At 55.7% G+C, this 19,377-nt stretch carries 20 protein-coding genes and 1 pseudogene; 11 read left to right on the plus strand and 10 right to left on the minus strand.

The features are described 5' to 3' along the window. Positions 1 to 1,179 precede the first annotated feature (1,179 nt). From J3P88_RS18640 to yghU, 8 genes are all read left to right on the plus strand, one after another. Positions 1,180 to 2,031 carry a putative selenate ABC transporter substrate-binding protein gene (locus tag J3P88_RS18640; RefSeq protein WP_186707370.1) on the plus strand — a complete coding sequence of 284 codons (852 nt, stop codon included), beginning with the start codon at positions 1,180 to 1,182 and terminating at the stop codon, positions 2,029 to 2,031. Further along, the gene (locus J3P88_RS18645) at positions 2,028 to 2,825 is read left to right on the plus strand and encodes a phosphonate ABC transporter ATP-binding protein (RefSeq protein WP_186707369.1); all 798 of its coding nucleotides are present in this window, start codon (positions 2,028 to 2,030) and stop codon (positions 2,823 to 2,825) included. The genes J3P88_RS18640 and J3P88_RS18645 overlap by 4 nt, the downstream gene beginning before the upstream one ends. Further along, positions 2,819 to 3,646 carry a PhnE/PtxC family ABC transporter permease gene (locus tag J3P88_RS18650; protein WP_434570877.1) on the plus strand — a complete coding sequence of 276 codons (828 nt, stop codon included), beginning with the start codon at positions 2,819 to 2,821 and terminating at the stop codon, positions 3,644 to 3,646. Before J3P88_RS18645 ends, J3P88_RS18650 begins: the two co-directional genes overlap by 7 nt. Then, the gene (gene phnE, locus J3P88_RS18655) at positions 3,643 to 4,410 is read left to right on the plus strand and encodes a phosphonate ABC transporter, permease protein PhnE (RefSeq protein ID WP_434570879.1); all 768 of its coding nucleotides are present in this window, start codon (positions 3,643 to 3,645) and stop codon (positions 4,408 to 4,410) included. The genes J3P88_RS18650 and phnE overlap by 4 nt, the downstream gene beginning before the upstream one ends. 287 nt (positions 4,411 to 4,697) lie before the next feature. Then, a complete protein-coding gene (locus tag J3P88_RS18660; RefSeq protein ID WP_250963663.1) occupies positions 4,698 to 5,456 on the plus strand; it encodes a substrate-binding periplasmic protein in 759 nt (252 codons plus the stop codon). A gap of 1 nt (position 5,457) precedes the next feature. Then, positions 5,458 to 6,801, plus strand: a complete 1,344-nt coding sequence (locus J3P88_RS18665) for a GGDEF domain-containing protein (RefSeq protein ID WP_434570881.1) — start codon at positions 5,458 to 5,460, stop codon at positions 6,799 to 6,801. A gap of 28 nt (positions 6,802 to 6,829) precedes the next feature. After that, positions 6,830 to 7,564 (plus strand): substrate-binding periplasmic protein, encoded by a 735-nt coding sequence (locus J3P88_RS18670; protein WP_434570883.1) that lies wholly within the window; start codon positions 6,830 to 6,832, stop codon positions 7,562 to 7,564. Between the two features lie 43 nt (positions 7,565 to 7,607). Next, positions 7,608 to 8,447 (plus strand): glutathione-dependent disulfide-bond oxidoreductase, encoded by an 840-nt coding sequence (gene yghU, locus J3P88_RS18675; protein ID WP_434570885.1) that lies wholly within the window; start codon positions 7,608 to 7,610, stop codon positions 8,445 to 8,447. A 794-nt stretch (positions 8,448 to 9,241) separates the two neighbouring features. On the opposite strand, the gene J3P88_RS18680 is transcribed toward yghU, so the two are convergent. Both J3P88_RS18680 and J3P88_RS18685 read right to left on the minus strand, forming a co-directional pair. Further along, entirely contained in the window at positions 9,242 to 9,532 is a 291-nt protein-coding gene (locus J3P88_RS18680) for a DUF3077 domain-containing protein (RefSeq protein WP_434570886.1), read from the minus strand. Between the two features lie 1,185 nt (positions 9,533 to 10,717). Next, complete coding sequence (locus J3P88_RS18685; RefSeq protein WP_434570888.1) at positions 10,718 to 11,191, minus strand: DUF2247 family protein; 474 nt, start codon at positions 11,189 to 11,191, stop codon at positions 10,718 to 10,720. Between the two features lie 361 nt (positions 11,192 to 11,552). Here J3P88_RS18685 and J3P88_RS18690 point away from each other — a divergent pair, with 361 nt between their 5' ends. Continuing rightward, the gene (locus J3P88_RS18690; RefSeq protein ID WP_434570890.1) at positions 11,553 to 12,122 is read left to right on the plus strand and encodes a DUF4291 domain-containing protein; all 570 of its coding nucleotides are present in this window, start codon (positions 11,553 to 11,555) and stop codon (positions 12,120 to 12,122) included. Here the strand turns inward: J3P88_RS18690 and J3P88_RS18695 are convergent. The 8 genes from J3P88_RS18695 to J3P88_RS18730 form a co-directional block, all read right to left on the minus strand. Further along, entirely contained in the window at positions 12,111 to 12,386 is a 276-nt protein-coding gene (locus J3P88_RS18695) for a hypothetical protein (protein ID WP_434570892.1), read from the minus strand. The genes J3P88_RS18690 and J3P88_RS18695 overlap by 12 nt on opposite strands. A gap of 278 nt (positions 12,387 to 12,664) precedes the next feature. Continuing rightward, positions 12,665 to 12,895: a hypothetical protein gene (locus J3P88_RS18700; RefSeq protein ID WP_434570893.1), complete on the minus strand. Its 231-nt coding sequence runs from the start codon at positions 12,893 to 12,895 to the stop codon at positions 12,665 to 12,667. 135 nt (positions 12,896 to 13,030) lie between these two features. Continuing rightward, the gene (locus J3P88_RS18705) at positions 13,031 to 13,483 is read right to left on the minus strand and encodes a hypothetical protein (RefSeq protein WP_434570895.1); all 453 of its coding nucleotides are present in this window, start codon (positions 13,481 to 13,483) and stop codon (positions 13,031 to 13,033) included. A gap of 139 nt (positions 13,484 to 13,622) precedes the next feature. Next, entirely contained in the window at positions 13,623 to 13,886 is a 264-nt protein-coding gene (locus tag J3P88_RS18710; protein ID WP_434570897.1) for a hypothetical protein, read from the minus strand. A gap of 605 nt (positions 13,887 to 14,491) precedes the next feature. Next, positions 14,492 to 15,136, minus strand: coding sequence for a T6SS immunity protein Tdi1 domain-containing protein (locus J3P88_RS18715; RefSeq protein ID WP_434570899.1), 645 nt, complete (start codon positions 15,134 to 15,136; stop codon positions 14,492 to 14,494). A gap of 106 nt (positions 15,137 to 15,242) precedes the next feature. After that, entirely contained in the window at positions 15,243 to 15,641 is a 399-nt protein-coding gene (locus J3P88_RS18720) for an SMI1/KNR4 family protein (RefSeq protein ID WP_434570901.1), read from the minus strand. A 400-nt stretch (positions 15,642 to 16,041) separates the two neighbouring features. Then, on the minus strand, positions 16,042 to 16,335 hold the full coding sequence (locus tag J3P88_RS18725; RefSeq protein WP_114730989.1) for a hypothetical protein: 294 nt from the start codon (positions 16,333 to 16,335) through the stop codon (positions 16,042 to 16,044). Positions 16,336 to 16,404: 69 nt separating this feature from the next. Next, on the minus strand, positions 16,405 to 16,785 hold the full coding sequence (locus J3P88_RS18730) for an SMI1/KNR4 family protein (RefSeq protein WP_434570903.1): 381 nt from the start codon (positions 16,783 to 16,785) through the stop codon (positions 16,405 to 16,407). 378 nt (positions 16,786 to 17,163) lie between these two features. Between J3P88_RS18730 and J3P88_RS18735 the strand changes: the two are divergent. Together J3P88_RS18735 and J3P88_RS18740 are read left to right on the plus strand one after the other, a co-directional pair. Continuing rightward, positions 17,164 to 18,270 (plus strand): annotated as a pseudogene (locus tag J3P88_RS18735) (FIST signal transduction protein); the annotation flags it as partial. Positions 18,271 to 18,273: 3 nt separating this feature from the next. Beyond that, on the plus strand, positions 18,274 to 19,191 hold the full coding sequence (locus tag J3P88_RS18740) for a methyl-accepting chemotaxis protein (RefSeq protein WP_434576536.1): 918 nt from the start codon (positions 18,274 to 18,276) through the stop codon (positions 19,189 to 19,191). Positions 19,192 to 19,377 lie beyond the last annotated feature (186 nt).

A 19,377-nucleotide genomic window follows, 5' to 3' on the forward strand; every position in this document is an offset into this window, starting at 1 on the left:
AAAGCGGTGCATCAGCCAACATCCATTCAACCGACCGGACGCCTTCGCGAGCAGGCTCGCTCCCACACTGTTCCGAGGCGCTGCCACTATTGATGCCTGGCCCAATTTCCCCTGTGGGAGCGGGCTTGCTCGCGAAAGCGGTGCATCAGCCAACATCCATTCAACCGACCGGACGCCTTCGCGAGCAGGCTCGCTCCCACACTGTTCCGAGGCGCTGCCACTATTGATGCCTGGCCCAATTTCCCCTGTGGGAGCGGGCTTGCTCGCGAAAGCGGTGCATCAGCCAACATCCATTCAACTGTCCGGACGCCTTCGCGAGCAGGCTCGCTCCCACACTGTTCCGAGGCGCTGCCACTATTGATGCCTGGCCCAATTTCCCCTGTGGGAGCGGGCTTGCTCGCGAAAGCGGTGCATCAGCCAACATCCATTCAACTGTCCGGACGCCTTCGCGAGCAGGCTCGCTCCCACACTGTTCCGAGGCGCTGCGGAGTATTGATGTCTGGCCCAATTCCCCTGTGGGAGCGAGCCTGCTCGCGAAAGCGGTGCATCAGCCAACATCCATTCAACTGTCCGGACGCCTTCGCGAGCAAGCCCGCTCCCACACTGTTCCGAGGCGCTGCCACTATTGATGCCTGGCCCAATTTCCCCTGTGGGAGCGAGCCTGCTCGCGAAAGCGGTGCATCAGCCAACATCCATTCAACTGTCCGGACGCCTTCGCGAGCAGGCTCGCTCCCACACTGTTCCGAGGCGCTGCCACTATTGATGCCTGGCCCAATTTCCCCTGTGGGAGCGGGCTTGCTCGCGAAAGCGGTGCATCAGCCAACATCCATTCAACTGACCGGACGCCTTCGCGAGCAGGCTCGCTCCCACACTGTTCCGAGGCTCTGCGAGTATTGATGTCTGGCCCAATTCCCCTGTGGGAGCGGGCTTGCTCGCGAAAGCGGTGCATCAGCCAACATCCATTCAACCGACCGGACGCCTTCGCGAGCAGGCTCGCTCCCACACTGTTCCGAGGCGCTGCGACTATTGATGTCTGGCCCAATTCCCCTGTGGGCTGGGTGAGTTCATAGCCAGAAACGGTTAACATCCCTTTCCTTCGTCTACCCTCACAGAACGGCGTACCACCCCTGTGGGCTGACGCTTCAATATTTCCTTGCCTTCCTGTATCGGAGATCCTTCATGCTCAAGCCGTCCTTGGCGTTGGCCGCTGGTGTTGCCCTGTCGTTTTGCAGTTGGCTGGCGCAGGCCGCCGACACCCTGAAAGTCAGCGCGATTCCCGACGAAGCCCCGACCGAGCTGCTGCGCAAGTTCAAGCCACTGGGGGCTTACCTGGAACAGCAGACCGGCATGAAGGTCGAGTTCGTCCCCGTGAGCGACTACCCGGCCGTGGTCGAGGCGCTGGCCACCGACCGGATCGACATGGCCTGGCTGGGTGGCTTCACCTTCGTACAGGCGCGCCTGAAAACCGGCAACGCCATCCCCCTGGTCCAGCGCGAACAGGACGCCCAGTTCACCAGTAAATTCATCACCGCCGACCCTGCCGTCAAATCCCTGGCCGACCTCAAAGGCAAGAGTTTCGCCTTTGGTTCGGTGTCGTCGACGTCCGGCAGCCTCATGCCGCGCTATTTCATGCTCCAGGACGGCATCAAGCCGGAAACCTACTTCAGCCGCGTGGGTTATTCGGGCGCCCATGACGCCACCGTCGCCTGGGTCCAGGCCGGCAAGGTCGACGCCGGGGTGCTGAACGCCAGCGTCTGGGAAAAACTGGTCGCGGCCGGCAAGGTCGATACGGCCAAGGTCAAGGTGTTCGCCACCACCCCCACCTACTTCGACTACAACTGGACCGTGCGCGGAACCCTCGACCCGGCGTTGGCGGCCAAGATCAAGGCGGCCTTCCTGGCCCTCGATCCGGCCAACCCGAAGGACAAGGAAATCCTCGACCTGCAAGCCGCCAGCCGCTTCATCGAAACCAAGCCTGAGAACTACAAGGGCATCGAGGAAGCCGCGCGCGCCGCCGAACTGCTCAAATGACCCTGCAACTGACCCAGGTCAGCGTGACCCATGCCAACGGCGTCCAGGCGTTGCGGGGCATCGACTTGCACATCGGCGCCGGCGAACAGGTCGCGGTCATCGGCCCGTCCGGTGCCGGCAAGTCGAGCCTGCTCAATCTGCTGGCCACCGCCCTGCGCCCGGGCAACGGCGAGGTGCAGCTGCTCGGCGAGCGTGCCTGGCAGCTGCCTGCCCGTCAGCGGCAGCGCTTGCGCGCGCGCATCGGCCTGATCCACCAAGCGCCGCCCCTGCCGCCACGCCAGCGGGTGGTCACGGCGGTCCTGGCCGGAAAGCTCGGTCAGTGGGGCATCGGTAAAAGCCTGTTGAATCTGCTGCACCCGCTGGACATTCCCGGCGCCAGGGCGGCATTGGCCCGGCTGGACCTGGGCGACAAACTGTTCGCGCAATGCCAGCAACTGTCCGGCGGTCAACTACAACGCGTGGGCATCGCCCGGGTGTTGTACCAGGCGCCGGAGGTGTTGCTGGCCGACGAGCCGGTTTCGGCCATGGACCCGGTATTGGCCGAACACACGCTTTCGGTGCTTTGCCAGCATGCCCGGGAACACAACGTGACCCTGGTCGCCAGCCTGCACGCGGTGGAACTGGCCTTGGCGCATTTTTCCCGGGTCATTGGCCTGCGTGAGGGGCAGATCCTGTTCGACCTGCCCACCGAGGCGGTCGACCGTCCGCTGCTCGACACGCTCTACGCCAACGATCAACTGCAGCCTTCACCAACGCCCCCTACTACCTTGAGCGTGCAGATCCCCCGATGCTGACACGCGATACCCGAGACCCCGCCACCCGCCCTCGCCTGCTGATCAGCTTGCTGGCCCTTGTGCTGCTGTGGCCGGGCATCCGGTTCAGCGAATTGGACCTCAGCGTATTGGTGGCGAGTGACAGCCAGAGCGAGATGGGCCGCTTTGTCGCGGCGTTCTGGCCGCCCGCCCATGGCGACGAGTTCGTTGAACTGCTGTGGCAGGCCACCTTGCAGACACTGGCCATCGCCACGGCGGGCATGGCCCTGGCGTTGCTGCTGGCGGTGCCCGCGAGCCTGCTGGCCAGCCGCGCCCTGTCACTGTCGGCGGCCTCCCGTGCCGGCCACCCGGGCTATTGGGGCCAACTGCTGCGCTGGCCGGTACGCGGCCTGTTGATCTTCTTGCGCAGCGTCCCGGAAATCGTCTGGGCACTGCTCTTCGTCCGCGCCGTCGGCCTCGGCCCAACGGCCGGCGTACTGGCGATCGCGATCACCTACAGCGGCATGCTGGGCAAGGTCTACGCGGAAATCTACGAATCGGTCGACCAGCGTCCGGCCCACGCACTCTTGCAGTCCGGCAGCAGCCGACTCGTCGCCTTCTGCTACGGGATCCTGCCCAATGTCGCGGCGGAACTGTTGTCGTACACGGTGTATCGCTGGGAGTGCGCGATCCGCGCCTCGGTGGTGATGGGTTTCGTCGGTGCCGGGGGCCTGGGCCAGCAGATGGACCTGTCGCTGCGCATGTTCGCCGGCGGCGAAGTGGCCAGCCTGCTGCTGACATTCCTGGCACTGGTGCTGCTCGCCGATCAACTCAGCCGCCTGCTGCGCTGGAGGCTGGCATGAATCGCCTGATCAACGCGGCCATTGTCCTGTGCCTCGGCGCGGCGGTCATCGCCTCGTTCGTTTACCTCGGCATCGACCTGGGCGAGCTCGGCGACAGTCGCAATCTGCACCAGATGGGCGCTTATGCGCAGCGTTTCTTCAGTCCAGACCTGAGCCTGGCTCATTTGAAGGCGATCGGTCACGGCGCCCTGGAAACCCTGGCCATGTCGGCCCTGGGCACCCTGCTCGCGGCGGTGTTCGGCCTGCTGTTGGCCTTGCCGGCAGCCGGGCGCTTTGGCTGGCCCCTGCAGAGCGCATCGCGCCTGGTGCTCAACGCCTTGCGTGCCGTTCCAGAACTGGTGTGGGCCGCGCTGATGGTCCTCGCCGCGGGGCTCGGCCCGAATGCCGGCACCCTGGCCTTGGCGCTACACACCACCGGCGTGCTCGGCCGGCTGTTCGCCGAAGCCCTGGAAAATACCCCCTCGGAACCTGCCGACGCCATCCGCCTGCAGGGTGGCAACGCCGTGTTGGCGTTCTGTTACGGCACGCTGCCCAATCTCCTGCCGCAACTGCTGGCCTATGTCCTGTATCGCTGGGAAAACAATATCCGCATGGCCAGCGTGCTCGGCTTCGTCGGTGCCGGGGGCTTGGGGCAAATGCTCTACGTCAGCCTCAGCCTGTTCCAGGAAGCCCAAGGCAGCACGGTGATTCTGGCGATGCTGTTGCTGGTGTTGGCCGTCGATACGTTAAGCGGTTGGAGTCGCCAGCGTTGGGTCAAGGCTTGAGGGCGTTACCTTGCATTGATGTGGCATGAGCACAACTGCGCAACCCTGTGGGAGCGGGCTTGCTCGCGAAGGCATTATCAGATTCAACATCATCGTTGGCTGACAGTCTGCGTTCGCGAGCAAGCCCGCTCCCACAAAAGCTTTCCCCTGGGCATTTACCGCCCCCCATCGGCTGGGCTGGCGGTTCCGACAGGCCGGATTCAAGCCGGCGCCAGCCCAGCCGATAACCCTATCAATGATAGCCCCTGGCCTTGCCGGGCTCTGCCAGTTGCATAGGGTAATGATCAATGGGTTTGCCGCTGAATCGCCTGCTGATGTGGGGCGTCCTGATGTTCCTCGCTGCAAGCGCTTGCGCGGCAGAGACACCGTTGCGCATCGTGACGGAGGAGTTGCCGCCCTACAACATGACGCAGGACGGGCGCGTGACCGGCATGAGCACCGAGGTGGTCCAGGCCGTGCTCAAGGAAGTCGGCATGGACGCACCCATCCAGCCCATGCCCTGGGCCCGGGCCTACGAAATGGCGCTCAATGAAAGCAATGTGCTGATCTATTCGATCGTCCGCACGCCTGCACGGCAATCGCTTTTCCAGTGGGTCGGCACCATTGGCCCGACGCAGTGGTACATCTATTCCCTGGCAGACCGGCCGGTCAAACTCAACTCGCTGGCCGATGCCCATGGTCACCAGATCGCCACGGTCAATCAGGACGTGGGCGAGCAGTACCTGGTCTCGAAAGGCTTTCGCATCGGCGAAGACTTGCAGTCGAGCACCAAGTACGAACACAACTACCGCAAGCTCAAGGTCGACCACGTGGAGCTGTGGATTTCCAATGAGCTCAACGCGCTGTACCTGACGCGCCAGAACGGCGAAGACCCGGACAAGGTGCTGATCCGCTCCCTGGCGCTGCCCGAGCTGAGCAGCCCGGACGGCCTGAGCATGGCGTTCAGCCGCAAGACGCCGGCCGAAACCGTGGAGAAGTTCCGCGTTGGCCTTGAGACCATCCGGCGCAACGGGGTCTACGACGCCATCCTGCGCAAATGGTTATGACATGGATAACCCTTTCCGCACGACGTCCTCCCTGCCACCAGAGACCAAGGCGTTCAGCTCCCTGGGCCGGCGCCTGGTGCTGGCAACGCTGTTGTTCTGCCTGGTCTTTACCCTGGCCATGGTCACCTGGCGCACCTGGCAGGCTTGGGAAAACAACCTGGCGGACATGAATTCGGAATTGGCCCTGATCGATCAGGTGTTCCAGAACACCCTGGCCTACGCCATTTGGGAACTGGACCGTGAATCCCTCGACCAGCAAATCACCAGCGTCGCCGCGGCCGCTCCCGTGGGTCGCGTGGTGTTGAACATCTTGCGCCCGGGACAAGCGCCGGAAGTCATCGAACTCAAGCGCTACACCGTCGATCAATCGGGCGTGGTGCCGGTGCTGCATCGCCAACTCATTGCCCACCCCTACGCCGGGGCCCATGAAAAAGTCGGTGAGCTGACCATTGAAGGCGACAATAACCTGCTGTGGGAGCGCCTCTGGAGCGAAGCACGCGGCATCGTCATCACCCAGCTTATCCAGTCCTTGCTGCTGGCTGGGTTGGTCATGACCATGTTCAACCGCCTGGTGACCGTGCATGTGGTGCATATCGCCCGTCACCTGGGTGAACTCGCGCCGCACACCCTCAAGCATCATCTCAAGCTGCAACGAGCGGTGCAGCGCCAGGACGAACTGAGCCTGCTCGAGTTCCAGGTCAATGAACTCCAGGACAATCTGCGCGCGCACCTCGAACGCCAACACTCGGACGAACTGGCCTTGGCCGCCAGCCGCGATCAAATGGCCGAACTGGTCGAGGCACGCACGGCGGAACTGAAGGCGGCGAACCAGTCGCTTGAAGCGCTGTCCCGTCACGATGCCTTGACGGGCCTGGCCAACCGTCGCTATTTCGACGAATTGAAGGAGATCGAGTTTCGCCGGGCGATCCGCCACAACACCCCGCTGGCCGTGCTCATGTGCGACGTCGATTTCTTCAAGATCTACAACGACACCTACGGCCACATGCAGGGCGACCTGTGCCTGAAAGAGATCGCCGAAACCCTGCGCACTGTGTTCGGTCGCTCAGGCGAACTGACCGCCCGCGTAGGCGGCGAAGAGTTCGTCGTGGTCCTGCCCAACGTCGACGCGGCCCAAGCCTGCGAAGCCGCCCAACGCTTGCGCGCCAGCCTGGCGGAACGTGAGCTGCCCCACAGCGGTTCCAAGGTTTCACCTTTCGTCACCGTGAGCATCGGCGTCGCCGTCCTGGACCCGCAGACCATGGACCATTTCGATCAACTGTTGCAACGCGCCGACCAGGCGCTGTACCGGGCCAAACACCAGGGACGCGACCGCGTCGCCCTGTAATTACTCTCGCGCGCCATGAGGTCTATCTATGCACTATCGCCTGATACTCTGCTCGTGCTTGCTACTCGCCTCGATCAGCCTGCACAGCCACGCCGACACGATCGAAGTCGTGACCGAAGACTCCCTGTACGCCCATCAGCGTGACGACAAGGTCATCGGGCCGGGCATTCGCATCGCCGAAGAAACGCTGAAAAGCGCGCAGCTCACCGATTACAGCCTGTCGCTGTACCCATGGGCCCGGGCCTACGAAAAGGCGCTGCACGAGCCCAACGTGCTGATCTTCCCGCTGGACCGCACCCCGGCCCGCGAACAATTATTCAAATGGGTGGGTGAAATACATCGCGTGGCGAGCCGGCTCTATAAATTGCGCGACAATAAAGACATCGCCGCCAACAGCCTCGAAGAAGCCAAGCAGTACAGCATCGGCGTGGTGCGAAACGACGCCAAGCAGATCTACCTGCAACAACGTGGATTCACCCGGCTGGTCATCTCGGCCAACAACCACGACAACTTTGAAAAACTGCTGAATCGCCAGATCCAGTTACTGCCGATGCCGGAGAATACCGCGCGCCTGATGAGCAAGGATGCCCAGGTGGATTTCACTTCGCTGGAAGAGGTCTATACCCTCGACGAACAACCTCACAGAGTCCACTTGGCCTTCAGCCTGAGCACGCCGGATGACGTGGTCGCCAAGGCCCAACTCGCTTTCGAAAAACTCAAGGCGTCCGGTGAAGTCGCACGAATCATGAACGAACAGCGGTAGACTCTGGGGGATCACACCGCAAGCAACGATGAGGTATGTCCCGATGAGTAAAGCGTCCTACGTTCCGCCCAAGGTCTGGAAAAACGACGCCCCGTCTGGCGGCCATTTCGCCAGCATCAACCGCCCAGTCGCCGGGCCGACCCATGACAAAACCTTGCCGGTTGGCAAGCACCCGCTGCAGCTCTACTCCCTGGCCACGCCCAACGGCGTGAAGGTGACCATCCTGCTGGAGGAGCTGCTGGCGCTGGGTCATGCGGGCGCGGAGTACGACGCCTGGCTGATCCGCATCAACGAGGGCGACCAGTTCTCCAGCGGCTTTGTCGAGATCAACCCCAACTCCAAGATCCCGGCCCTGCTGGACCGCAGCGTGGAACCCGCCATCCGTGTCTTCGAGTCCGGTTCGATCCTGCTTTACCTGGCGGAAAAATTCGGCGCCCTCCTGCCCACCGACCCGGCAGGTCGCACCGAAACCTTGAACTGGCTGTTCTGGCAGATGGGCTCTGCGCCCTACCTGGGCGGTGGCTTCGGGCATTTCTACGCCTACGCGCCGGAGAAACTCGAATACCCGATCAATCGCTTCACCATGGAAGCCAAGCGCCAACTCGACGTCCTGGACCGCCGCCTTGGCGAAAGCCAATACCTGGCCGGCGATGACTACACCATCGCCGACATCGCGGTCTGGCCCTGGTATGGGCAACTGGTGCGCAACAACGTGTACGGCGCCGCCGAATTCCTGAGTGCTCACGAATACACCCATGTGCAGCGCTGGGCGGAAGAGATCGCCAAGCGCCCGGCCGTACAACGTGGGCAGCGGGTCAACCGCACGTGGGGCGATGAAGCGAGCCAAGTGCCGGAGCGGCATGCGGCTGGGGATTTGGGCTGAGGCCCTGTGGGAGCGGGCTTGCTCGCGAAAGCGGTGAATCAGCTAACATCGATGCTGAATGTGCCGATACCTTCGCGAGCAAGCCCGCTCCCACACTGGATCGGCGGTGAACCTCAGTTTTCTGACCAACACAGCCCCCTGTGGGAGCGGGCTTGCTCGCGATGGCGGTGGATCAGTTGGCATCGATGCTGAATGTGCCGACATCATGGCGAGCAGGCTCGCTCCCACACTGGATGGGTGGTGAACCTCGGTTTCTCGACCAGCACAGCCCCCCTGTGTGCGGGGCTTGCTCGCGATAGCGGTGGATCAGTTGGCTTCGATGCTGAATGTGCCGCCGTCATCGCGAGCAAAGCTCGCTAATTCCCGCTCTGCAAAAAAATCTGTTTGCCAGCTTACGAGGCCCATTGAGTTTTTTCAGGATATACACCTTCCTTCCAGAGCCTCGCCAATTTCATGCTTGCCCTCTGCGTCCATTCCCCGTCTTGGTCTAATGGGCACGCAGCAAGTACCGTTAGCGTTCCCCGTACTTTGTTTAGCCTAAGAACACCTACATCCGTACCCCGCCCAAAAGAGTAGTCAACGTAATCCTCGGTATCAGCAATCTTGTCCATTTCAATGTAAAAGGCCATATTTTTTCAGTCCTACCTTCATTACTTCAACAGCGAGGTTGGATATCGTGGAAAACCGGGGGGCAGAACACGATCTGGGTTCACCAATACCCCCCCCATATCCCGGGTCTGCCCCAGCCTGTCCTCATTCCGACGAATCGGAATGCTTGCAGTCCCGGTGTGTCGTTAGCTATTGGAGTGCTTCGATTCCCCGGGTCTAACCGTCATGACTTTCACTACATCGTCAATCACTGCCTTGCTCATCTCCATTAAATAATGAGCGGCCCAAGCATGACGGTCCGTCTTCCTTTCGAAAGTTGCGTCCTCTGCAAGCCGGTAGGCGAGATGCAAGAGATCTAACGCTTGTTGCAGCGCTTCATTTAACGGAACACCGCCGTTGACGCGGAACAGCGGACGATCGGAGCAATAATGGAATGGGGTGTAGCCGATGGTTTTTGCTTCTGCTGGTTCGGTCATTTGCGATCTCCACTGACTGAGATGCAGCAGGACCTCGATACAGAGCTGCGGAGCAGATGAGGCCGTTTTCTTGATCTATTGATATGCATTGTTCAACTCCCTTGATTCGAAGAGCTGCCGCATCCGTTACCAAGCGAATGGGTGGCAGCTGTGCGCAGGTTGGTAAACCGGGGAATCAAGGAAACCGGCACGTCAGAAGACGTCCCACGCACAGCTGCCATAAAACAAAATCGCAGGCCTGGAAGCCTGCAATCCTGTCCGTGCACTGTTACGCCTTATTCCACCGGGTTACCAAGCCCGGTCGCTGAATGTGCAGCGACATCCAGAGCGTAACGCGACAGAAAACCTTCGGCGAGAGGCTTAGGAATAGAATAATGCTTTTGGTGGGATTTTCAGAAGTTTCCTACGCGAGAGCCCGATGCGCGCGCAGAACCCTCCGGGACAGACACGTTCTGCGGACGCGGCTCAAATTCTCGAAGCACCTTTAAGAGGCTTGAGCACGCGTTGCGAGCAGAGGTACATCAAGAGGCACTGGTATTGGAGTAGATTTATGGGGATCCCTCAGAATTTGTCCCCCGTTATCCTGATACCTCCGACTGGCAAAACGTATCGCTCACCGAAGTGTCGATGATGATCTCGAAATGATCTTTGTCATGCTCGACTACCGGTGAAACTGAGCTGATTAGCTTGAGTTCAACGAGCTTCCCACAGATCTTGATCTTTTGGCGATTGAATGACCTTAGCTTCTCTTCATCAGTGCGATTTTCGACGTACGAACTGAAAATTTCTCGCTCGCTCCCTCCACTCTGGACCACGTTAGGACAAGACGCAGCTTCGAAGTCTTCACAGTAAGCTATTGGCACGGCAAGTTTATTTCAATGCGTAACTCGTAAAAAAAACTTGTTCTTCCAAGTTCTGTGCCAGAAAACAACCAGACAACACCAGCGGCAAACCCAATATTCTAAGGACGCCTAGAGATACAAATAAAATTCTTGACATCGCTCTCACTCGCAATTAACCGGTCAAATTTTATCCTAACGCTATCGGCTTCGTAGTATTTCATAAAATTCATTTCACCAGTTTTTACGAGTAAACGGGGACAGACCACATTTCCAAAAACCAAGACAGCAATCGCTGCGCTGCCCCTCCCGGCCGGCCTCGCTGAGTTCCCCGTCCGATAATTGCTTAAACGTGGTCTGCCCCGCTTCTCACAAGCAAAAACCGTTCTTTCAATGCAGCCACAACATCACGCATTGCTAAAAGCGGAGGAATCTCATCGTGAGAATATACGCTGCAAGAAGACATATCCTCTGGGTAGTCAAAATCCGCATAAGCTTCCTGAAGGAAATTTATCTTCTCTTCGTAAGAGCCATCTAATGCTTCTATCCGTAATAAGAATCCCAGTCGCCACTTATCTACGTCTGATGCACTATTTGTGCTCTCTAGCGTTAAAATCAGACCAACAAGTTCATCATCATTTAAATCCTCCCCCCCAGCAATGATAGCGACATTCTCATTGCTAGCATGACTGCCACTCACAAGCTGATTGACAGCGTAATCAAAAATGTCCTCTCTCTTTACCCACCCCCTTCTAAACCCAAAAACAAGTGTCGACCAACTCATCAAACCCAACCCAATCAGTATCTTGAACGGACACATTTTTTCCATCTTGTTTTTGGGACTCTGGTTAGGCAGCCGGGGGGAAACGGAGATAGACCACGTTTTCTAAATTAAGACAGCAATCGCTTTCCCAGGCGCCCCGGACGGCCTCGTTGAGCTCGCCGTCCAATCTTTGCTTCAATTTCATCAGAAAATGCGGCTTACCTCCATTTTTCCTGCCTGGCGGGGACGAATGGTGGTGGTTCCTTGGTTTACCGTAGAGAGGCCCCATTCCCAGCCGAGGGGGCTTCAGGCTTTTCCCATAGGGTGTATTCTTGGCCCATCATGCACGATCTCTCCTTCATTCGCGGCGCCCCCATAAAAAGACCTTTCAAACCGATCAGTTACAGCGAGAAAAGCAATGAATCAAACTGCTCTCCAACAAATTCGCGCTGTTTATGACGATAAAACCATTCGTGTTTATCAAGCCTATTCCGATGCCATTGCCGACAGCGCCTTAACACGCGGAACGTTTGTTTCGCCTCCCTTTAAAATGGAGCGCATGACGTGGATTAAGCCATCATTTCTGTGGATGATGTATCGCGCCGGTTGGGGATTCAAGGACGAAGGCCAAAAACGCATCCTTGCCATCGACATAACACGCGAAGGTTTCGAGTGGGCACTGGCACATAGCTGCTCTAGCCATTCTGAGCCTAACATGAGCCACGAGGAATGGAAACAACTCAAAAGCCGCTCCCCGGTACGTGTTCAGTGGGACCCAGAGCGCAATCTACTACTGCAACCACTGCCGTATCGTGCCATCCAGATAGGCCTCAGCCAAGAGGCCGTCCGTTTATATACCGAAGAATGGATTCAGCGGATTACTGACATAACACCACTGGCCCACAAGATCAATTCACTTGTAATGAATCAGCAGATGGATGAAGCAAAAAAACTACTACCTCCAGAAGCTCCACTGCTAGGAATATGAACCAAAAGGCCCATATACCACTTTGTTGTTCTGCATCGCCTCTTCAAACTCAAGCTGCGTTGGCATAGATTCAAAGTGATCTACCCACTGCTCTTTTATGTGTTCGAACCAGTCTCCAGAGTTCATCTCATGGATTGGCTCCAGAATTTCAATTGGACACAGACCATCATCAGAGAGCCGCTTTAGCGATTTCTGAGTAGCATCAACATAATCAATTCCAGACGCATAGCAACTTACATATGCCCCAGAAAAATCGGACGGCATGATTGACGACTCAAGCGGCCGAACATGAAAAGGAATAATAAAAATTATCGCCACCTTTACGCCTCTACTTAAGGAAAAAACGGAGACAAACTACGTTTCCAAACCAAGACAGCATCGCTTTCCGGGTGCCCCGGTCGGCCACACTGAGCTCCCCGCCCGATCATTGCTTCAATTTCATCAGAAAACGTGGTCTGCCCCCCGCTTCTCGCAAACTCAAGCTGCGTTAGCAGAGAATCAAAGTGATCTGCCCACTGCTCCTTTATGTCTCGGACCAGTCTTCATAGGGAAACGATTTTTATCAAATAAATTCGAGTTTCAACAAGACGATTTCGCACTTGATTCACATCAAAAACAAAATCTCCACCTTCAGGGCGATAGCACGCCAAAACTTCCACCGTCGCTTGCAAAAAATCATCTTCTGGATAAGCGTTATCAATCAACACTTCTAAACGATTTGCAGCTTCAATACTTGTATCTCTCCCATCAATAAAATGATCTAACAACGTCACTATCACCTCCATATTAACTTCTCTTTGATAAATTAAAGCGGAAATCCACTCTCACTTCTAGCTCAACAAAAAAATCGTCCCATACTGGAAAACAGTGACCGCGTGCCGCTATCCGTCTCCGCGCCTCATACCACCTCAGAAGTCCTCAAAATAATTTACTACCAAATCCAACTGCTCGATCAAATTTCTAGGCGGTCGAGTATCGACATATGCTTGAGCCAAAGAAAATGGATCTATGGTTTTTTCTGACCCAAAGGTCCCAAACTCTCCAATCACATACCTCGAAAAGGTCTTTGACTCAACGCTTTCATCAACTACCCAGCACCCGTCAAATTTACCAACAAGCCACTCCCCAATAAAATAGCCAATCCTTGTCATCAACCAAATGCGATTGCTATCGCTCACATCTTGCACTGCCATATATCTACTTATATAAGGTAAAAACTTTTCAGGCACAATCAGGATTTCATGAGGACTTTCACAACCTAATATTTTCGCAAAATCATGTAGAACGGGCATACGTTCCTTGCGAAACACATCAAACCTGTCCTTTCTCTTTTTCAACTGAACCTTTTCTTCATCCGTCATTTTTCTCATTAAATTTTCTCACATTATTTATAAATTACACAAATACTAATACAGGGACAGACCACACCTCCAACCAAAACGGTAGGGACTTTCCCAGATGCCACACAGAAGACGTGCCCCCCGCCAACCCGTCTTTACTTTATTCTACAAGCAACTGCCAACGCCCACTTCTTGCTTCCTCTTGCGACAGCTCCACAAAATCTATTATTTCAATAACCGTGTAATCAAGATTTGATTGTTGATTTAGCATCTTACGCTCACCAACTACCGTCAGAGCCTGTCGAACCTCATCACCAGAAACCGGGTAAAATCGCTTACCGACAACATCAATACTTGAATTACAGCCTTTACAAGCGAGGATCGTAACCCCACCTGAAAGCTCAAATTTCTCGACTACGGTCATCGTAAATTTCACTTATTAGAGTCCCTTTTCTCGAAGAGATGTTGCCTTCCGACTTCTCTAGCGCGTTGGTCGATGCGCCCAACCCAAAAGGTTCATTGCTGGCAAAATTTATCGCTTACTGCCCTATCGATGATGATCTCGGAATGGTCCTTGTCACGTTTGACTATTGGCGACACTGAGCGAATCAGCTTGATATCGAGGACCTTTCCACAGACCTTAATGTTTTGACGATCAAATGACTCTAACCTCTCTTCGTCACTATCATTATCAACGTGCGAAACGAAAATTACGCTGTAGCTTCCGCCGCTCTGGACTACCTCAGAACAGGTCGTAGCATCGAATTCGTTGCAATATATTATTGGTATTGCTAGCTTGTTCTCAATACGAAGCTCGTCAAAAAAAACCTGCTCCATCTCTATCAGACAACAACTAGACAACGCCAGCGGCAGAACCACCACTATCATGGCGCGTAGAAATATAGATAGAATTTTCGACACAACTCTCACTCGCAATAGATTGGGAATATTTTTAAGGCATTATTTTATTAGTCACTTCAGCAGCTATTGAAGACACCACTAAGACTCTCGACCGCATTGTTAGCCTCATCAGACTCTACCCTCCTCCCCCTCATCAGTAAGCACAATATTCGCCAGCAATGAACCTAGAGGAAGCCCCATCGTTTTCCTAATTATTTGGCCTATTAATGTCCAGTAGACATCAAGGTCTGAAACCTCTAGGTTTTCGACAACATCTTTACCATTGAGAAATAATGGCACCTTGTATCCGATACATTCTTCATAGCCAGGAGCAGAACCTTGAGCTAGCCACTGAATATGGAAGCTAACAGCTAAAGCCGCTTCTCGGTGTTCAATCAATTCTTTGTTATGGAAAGTCACGATATTGCAAGGAATCTCTAGCGCCTCTCCGGTTCCTGGCTCAAACATAACAACTCCAGGATGCCCCTCTTCCAACCGGCCTGAATCAAGCGCAAATATACGCCCTAGCCAATCGCAACCAAAGCATTGCACGCGTCCATCGAAATTGGGAAACGCATATTCAATAGTTTGGTTCCACTCCTCAACCGAGCTAGGCGTCATCACTCGGTATAATGCTCTATCAAATGAACACCCTCCAAACTCCGACGTCAGTTTAGACACTCTATAGTCATCGCCTTGAATATCCAGAGTAGCCAGGCTTTCATCGGCCACACGATAATCCTTGGAGAAAGAACTGCGAAAAATATCATACATGCATCAATCTCCAATCTTCCATATTGTCAACTCTAAAAAAACATGGAAGCAACTCACATTTTCTACAGCGTCCGCTTTTGTCTCCATGCCCTTGGGGCGCACTGGCTTATTCATCCTCGTTAGCTAAATAAGCAAACAGCCCCGGGAGATCGTAGGCTAGCGTTTCGGCATACCGTCGATCCATGCCTATAAACGGGATGCGTACTATCGGCATCGCTGCGTCATTGGTATCGAAGCCATACCCCTCTCCGCCTCCGCTCGAAGCGAATAAGAAAATGCCGGGAGCATAGATTTCTACTTCGTACTCCCGATTGAAGTCGGCCAACTCCTCTGCACTCCAAAAAACAATGTAATTCTCGCCTATGAAACCTTCGCCACCATTATGCTGCTTGAGGAAGTCGATATAGTTTTGGGGAAGTGCGACACCCGAGTGAATCGCGAGATCATTAAGGATCTCGAATTCAGCAGGGTCATTGAGCTCCCCCTCTATCAAATGATATTTCATAGCTAACAATACCTACTCCAATCACTTGGTTCGTCTGACGAATTTTCCTTACCAACTATAGCCCACAGCATCAGCTTCTCTCCCGTCAACCAAAGGGGAACTCCTGGCGTATCAGATACCTCTTCAATAGGAGCCAGAATTATTAACTCACCCTGTAATATTAGACGACAGTCTCCAAAACCTCGCTCCCCAACCCTAAGATCTATCAATCGATGTACGTCAGGTACTCACCACACGTTTCCGAAAATATTTCCGGATGGGCGCTGAACACTTTAAACAACTCCACGCCATCACCAAACTCAAGGTATTGAAGTAGAGCAGACTTAAGTCGGCATTGAACGCTCAAGCAAGCTCTCCAATAGCAGAAAACCGAAGGAAGTACAGGAACGGCCCCCACCCCTCACATCATCTTTCTTTGCCAAACACTTGATTTAGAGCTCCGCCACGCATGCCACCCAAGCGGAAGATCAGCCAACTCAATAACAGTTGGGTCGAGCATCACAATGCTTTGCAAACTCACGACCATTGCATCTTCTTCGCTGACAGGCTCCGATTGACTGGTATGAAACTGCCAAGCACCATCATCGCTATCATGCGAAACATAGGCTATCCAGCCACCCGATAAAACTATTTTCTGACTTGCAACGACCGCGACGTTCGGAGGATCACTAAACTGCCAACCTGCCGTTACCATACTTATCATCCTTAACTGCTTTTTGTTTTTTCTGTTTCCGTCTAATCACTACAGCCCCACTCGGCATAGTTAAATCATACACCCGCCAGCAATCCAACTCGTTAACGATATACCGATCCTTTTAAACTCATCAGGATCCATACTGCCCTGATCCACCAAGTACACACCTTCACCTGCAAGCGGAAGCATTATAGAACGACCACCACTATCGTCACCTATAGCAAGATAGGCCGGTGCATATTTTTCCACCTCGAAGGTCTTATTCCTCTCAACAAGGTCACTAGGAGAATATAAGACCACACCATTTTGCAATGAAAATCCGCCTACTGAATTAAGCACTTCCACATAAGGACTTGGCAGTTTCACGTGAAAACTTGCTTGCAACTCAGCTAGCTGAGCGCTCGGAATCGCATCATTAGCTACAGCCCCTTTAATATTTGAAATTTTCATCTAACCTCTCAGAAATCTGCCCCCATTACCACCTCATGAACCGCACCTGCAAGAGGAGACGACAAGTAGGTTTCCGTCTCACGCCAAGGATTGCTTCTGTCGGCCAAAAAAAGTAGCAAGAGGCCATCACCGAAGCATAGCGGCTACCATTTTTTCGTCTAGAGGTCAGAGACTGTTTTTTCATCGCCCTCCCCTGGCACCCATACGAAAGTCGCTAACCAACAGACCCAACAAACCCCAACCAAAAGCCCCTATGGCCCCCCCCCGCAACTAGCCCAAGCTCACGCTCACACAAGCCCCCCAGCCGTGACCGCTACAGCGAAAGGACTCCCCACGCATCCCTCGTACGCATCACGTCGCGCTCAACCGAGTCCAGCCATGAACCTACCGAACCTCTTCAACAAAGCCCGAACCCGCACCCAAGGGACGGTCAGCGTGGCCTGCACTTCGGGTGAACTTGACCAAACGCTGGCCGACCTACGTATCACCCCAACACTGATCACCGGTTTCGTCTCCCCTCACCTGGACATCGACCAGATCGCCGCCAAGATCAAGAAACGCTTCGCCCACAGCACCATCAGCCTGTGCACGACCTCGGGTGAGTTGTGCAACGGCGCCAATGCGCTGTATTGCCAGACCGGTGAAACCTGGGATCGGGTGGTGCTGCAGTTGTTTGACGCCAGTGTGATTGTGTCGGCCGAGGTGGTGATGGTGCCGCTGGAGTGCGAGGACATTCGCGGTGGCGGCAAGCGCTTGGCCATGCGTGAGCGGATCACGCGGTTGGTGAATAACATCAAGCAGGCGCAGGTGAGCACGCCCATCGATCATCGCGACACGTTGGCCTACGTGGTGTTCGATGGTCTTTCGGCTTCCGAGTCGTTCTTTATGGAAGCGCTGTATGAATCTGGCCGCTTCCCCTGCCTGTTCGTTGGCGGCTCGGCCGGTGGCAAGGCTGATTTCAAGAAGACCCTGATCAGTGATGGGCAGCGCAGTTATCAGAACCATGCGCAGATTGTCTTCCTGAAAACCGCGGCGGATGTGCGCTTCGGGGTGTTCAAGAGCCAGAACTTCCAACCCGCCGGGCTGACGTTCAGCGTGCTGACCGCGTCGGTCGAAGACCGTACCATCGACCAGGTCATCGACAGCCGTGGCAATATCAAGAGCATGGTCCAGGCGCTGTGCGATGCATTCGAGTGCAGTGCCCAGGCATTGGAGAAGAAGCTGGCCGATTATTCATTTGCGATTCGCGTGGGTGATGAGCTGTTCGTGCGGTCCATTGCCCGCATCGACCATCAACAGCAGATCATCCAGCTGTTTTGCGACGTGGCGCCTGGCGAAGAGTTGGTGATGGTCAAGCGCACGCCCCTGCGCGAGGCGACCCGGCTCGACTACGATAAATTCCTCAAGGGCAAAGGCGGCCAGCCGGTGGCCGCTATTCTCAATGACTGCATCCTGCGTCGGCTCAACAACAGCAGCGACCTGGGCAGCATGGCCGGTATTTTCGGGGATGTGCCGTTGGCTGGTTTCTCGACGTTCGGGGAAATTCTCGGCCTGAACCTGAACCAGACGCTTACGGCGATTTTCTTCTTCAGGGTCACCAAGGGCGCAGGTTTTGTTGATGAGTATGTCGACAACTTCATCGCCCACTATGGCGAGTTCAAGGCGTTTTTCCTACGCCGCCAGATCAAGAAGTTGGCGGGGCTGAACCATGTGGTGGTCAAGCAGATCAAGGCGTTCAAGCAGAATGATTTCAGCAGCGCCTTGGACACCCGTGGCCTGGACCCGACGATCCTGCCGGTGTTCGATGGCCTGACGGACCTGGGCCAGGTATTGGCGCAGGCCAGCCAGCAGCAGGCGCAGATGGCGACGAAGATCAAGCATTACTCTGGCGAGTTGCACCTGTCGATGGATGACCTGACAGGCACGATCGACCGGCAACACAACGTCGCCGAGCAGGCCGGCACGACCGTCGAGCAGTTGGCCACGCAAGCGGGTGAAGCGGTGGTCGGTGCCCGTGCGCTCGCCAGTTCGAGCTTGCGCATTCAGTCGATTGTCCAGGTCATCCAGCAAATCGCCGGTCAGACCAACCTGTTGGCCCTCAACGCCGCCATCGAGGCCGCGCGGGCCGGTGAAATGGGCAGAGGGTTTGCGGTGGTGGCCGATGAGGTCCGCAAGCTGGCGGAGATCACCCGCAAGAATGCGGCGGAAATCGGTGTGGACATTGATCTGCTCTCGACGGAGATCCAAGGGGTCGCCCAGCAGATCGAAGACCAGTCCGTCGCTGTGAGCGCCTTGCGGGCGATGCTCGACGCCTTGGAAGACTCGAGCCGGACCACCGAAGGCACGGCACAACGCACGAAAGCCATTGCGGATACCTTGACCGGGCTGACCCATGCCAATGCTTGAGATCGAATCGCCCAGACAGTGAATCGAGGGTAAGCGCCTGCCACAGATCCCCTTGTGGAACACTCCCTTGTGGGAGCGAGCCTGCTCGCGATGACGGCGGCCCAGTCACAGCATCACTGCAAACTGATCCACCGCTATCGCGAGCAGGCTCGCTCCCACAGGGTCAGTGCAATGCCTGCAAGATCG

This window comes from Pseudomonas sp. Z3-6 (assembly GCF_051131985.1).
GTDB lineage: Bacteria > Pseudomonadota > Gammaproteobacteria > Pseudomonadales > Pseudomonadaceae > Aquipseudomonas > Aquipseudomonas zanjanensis.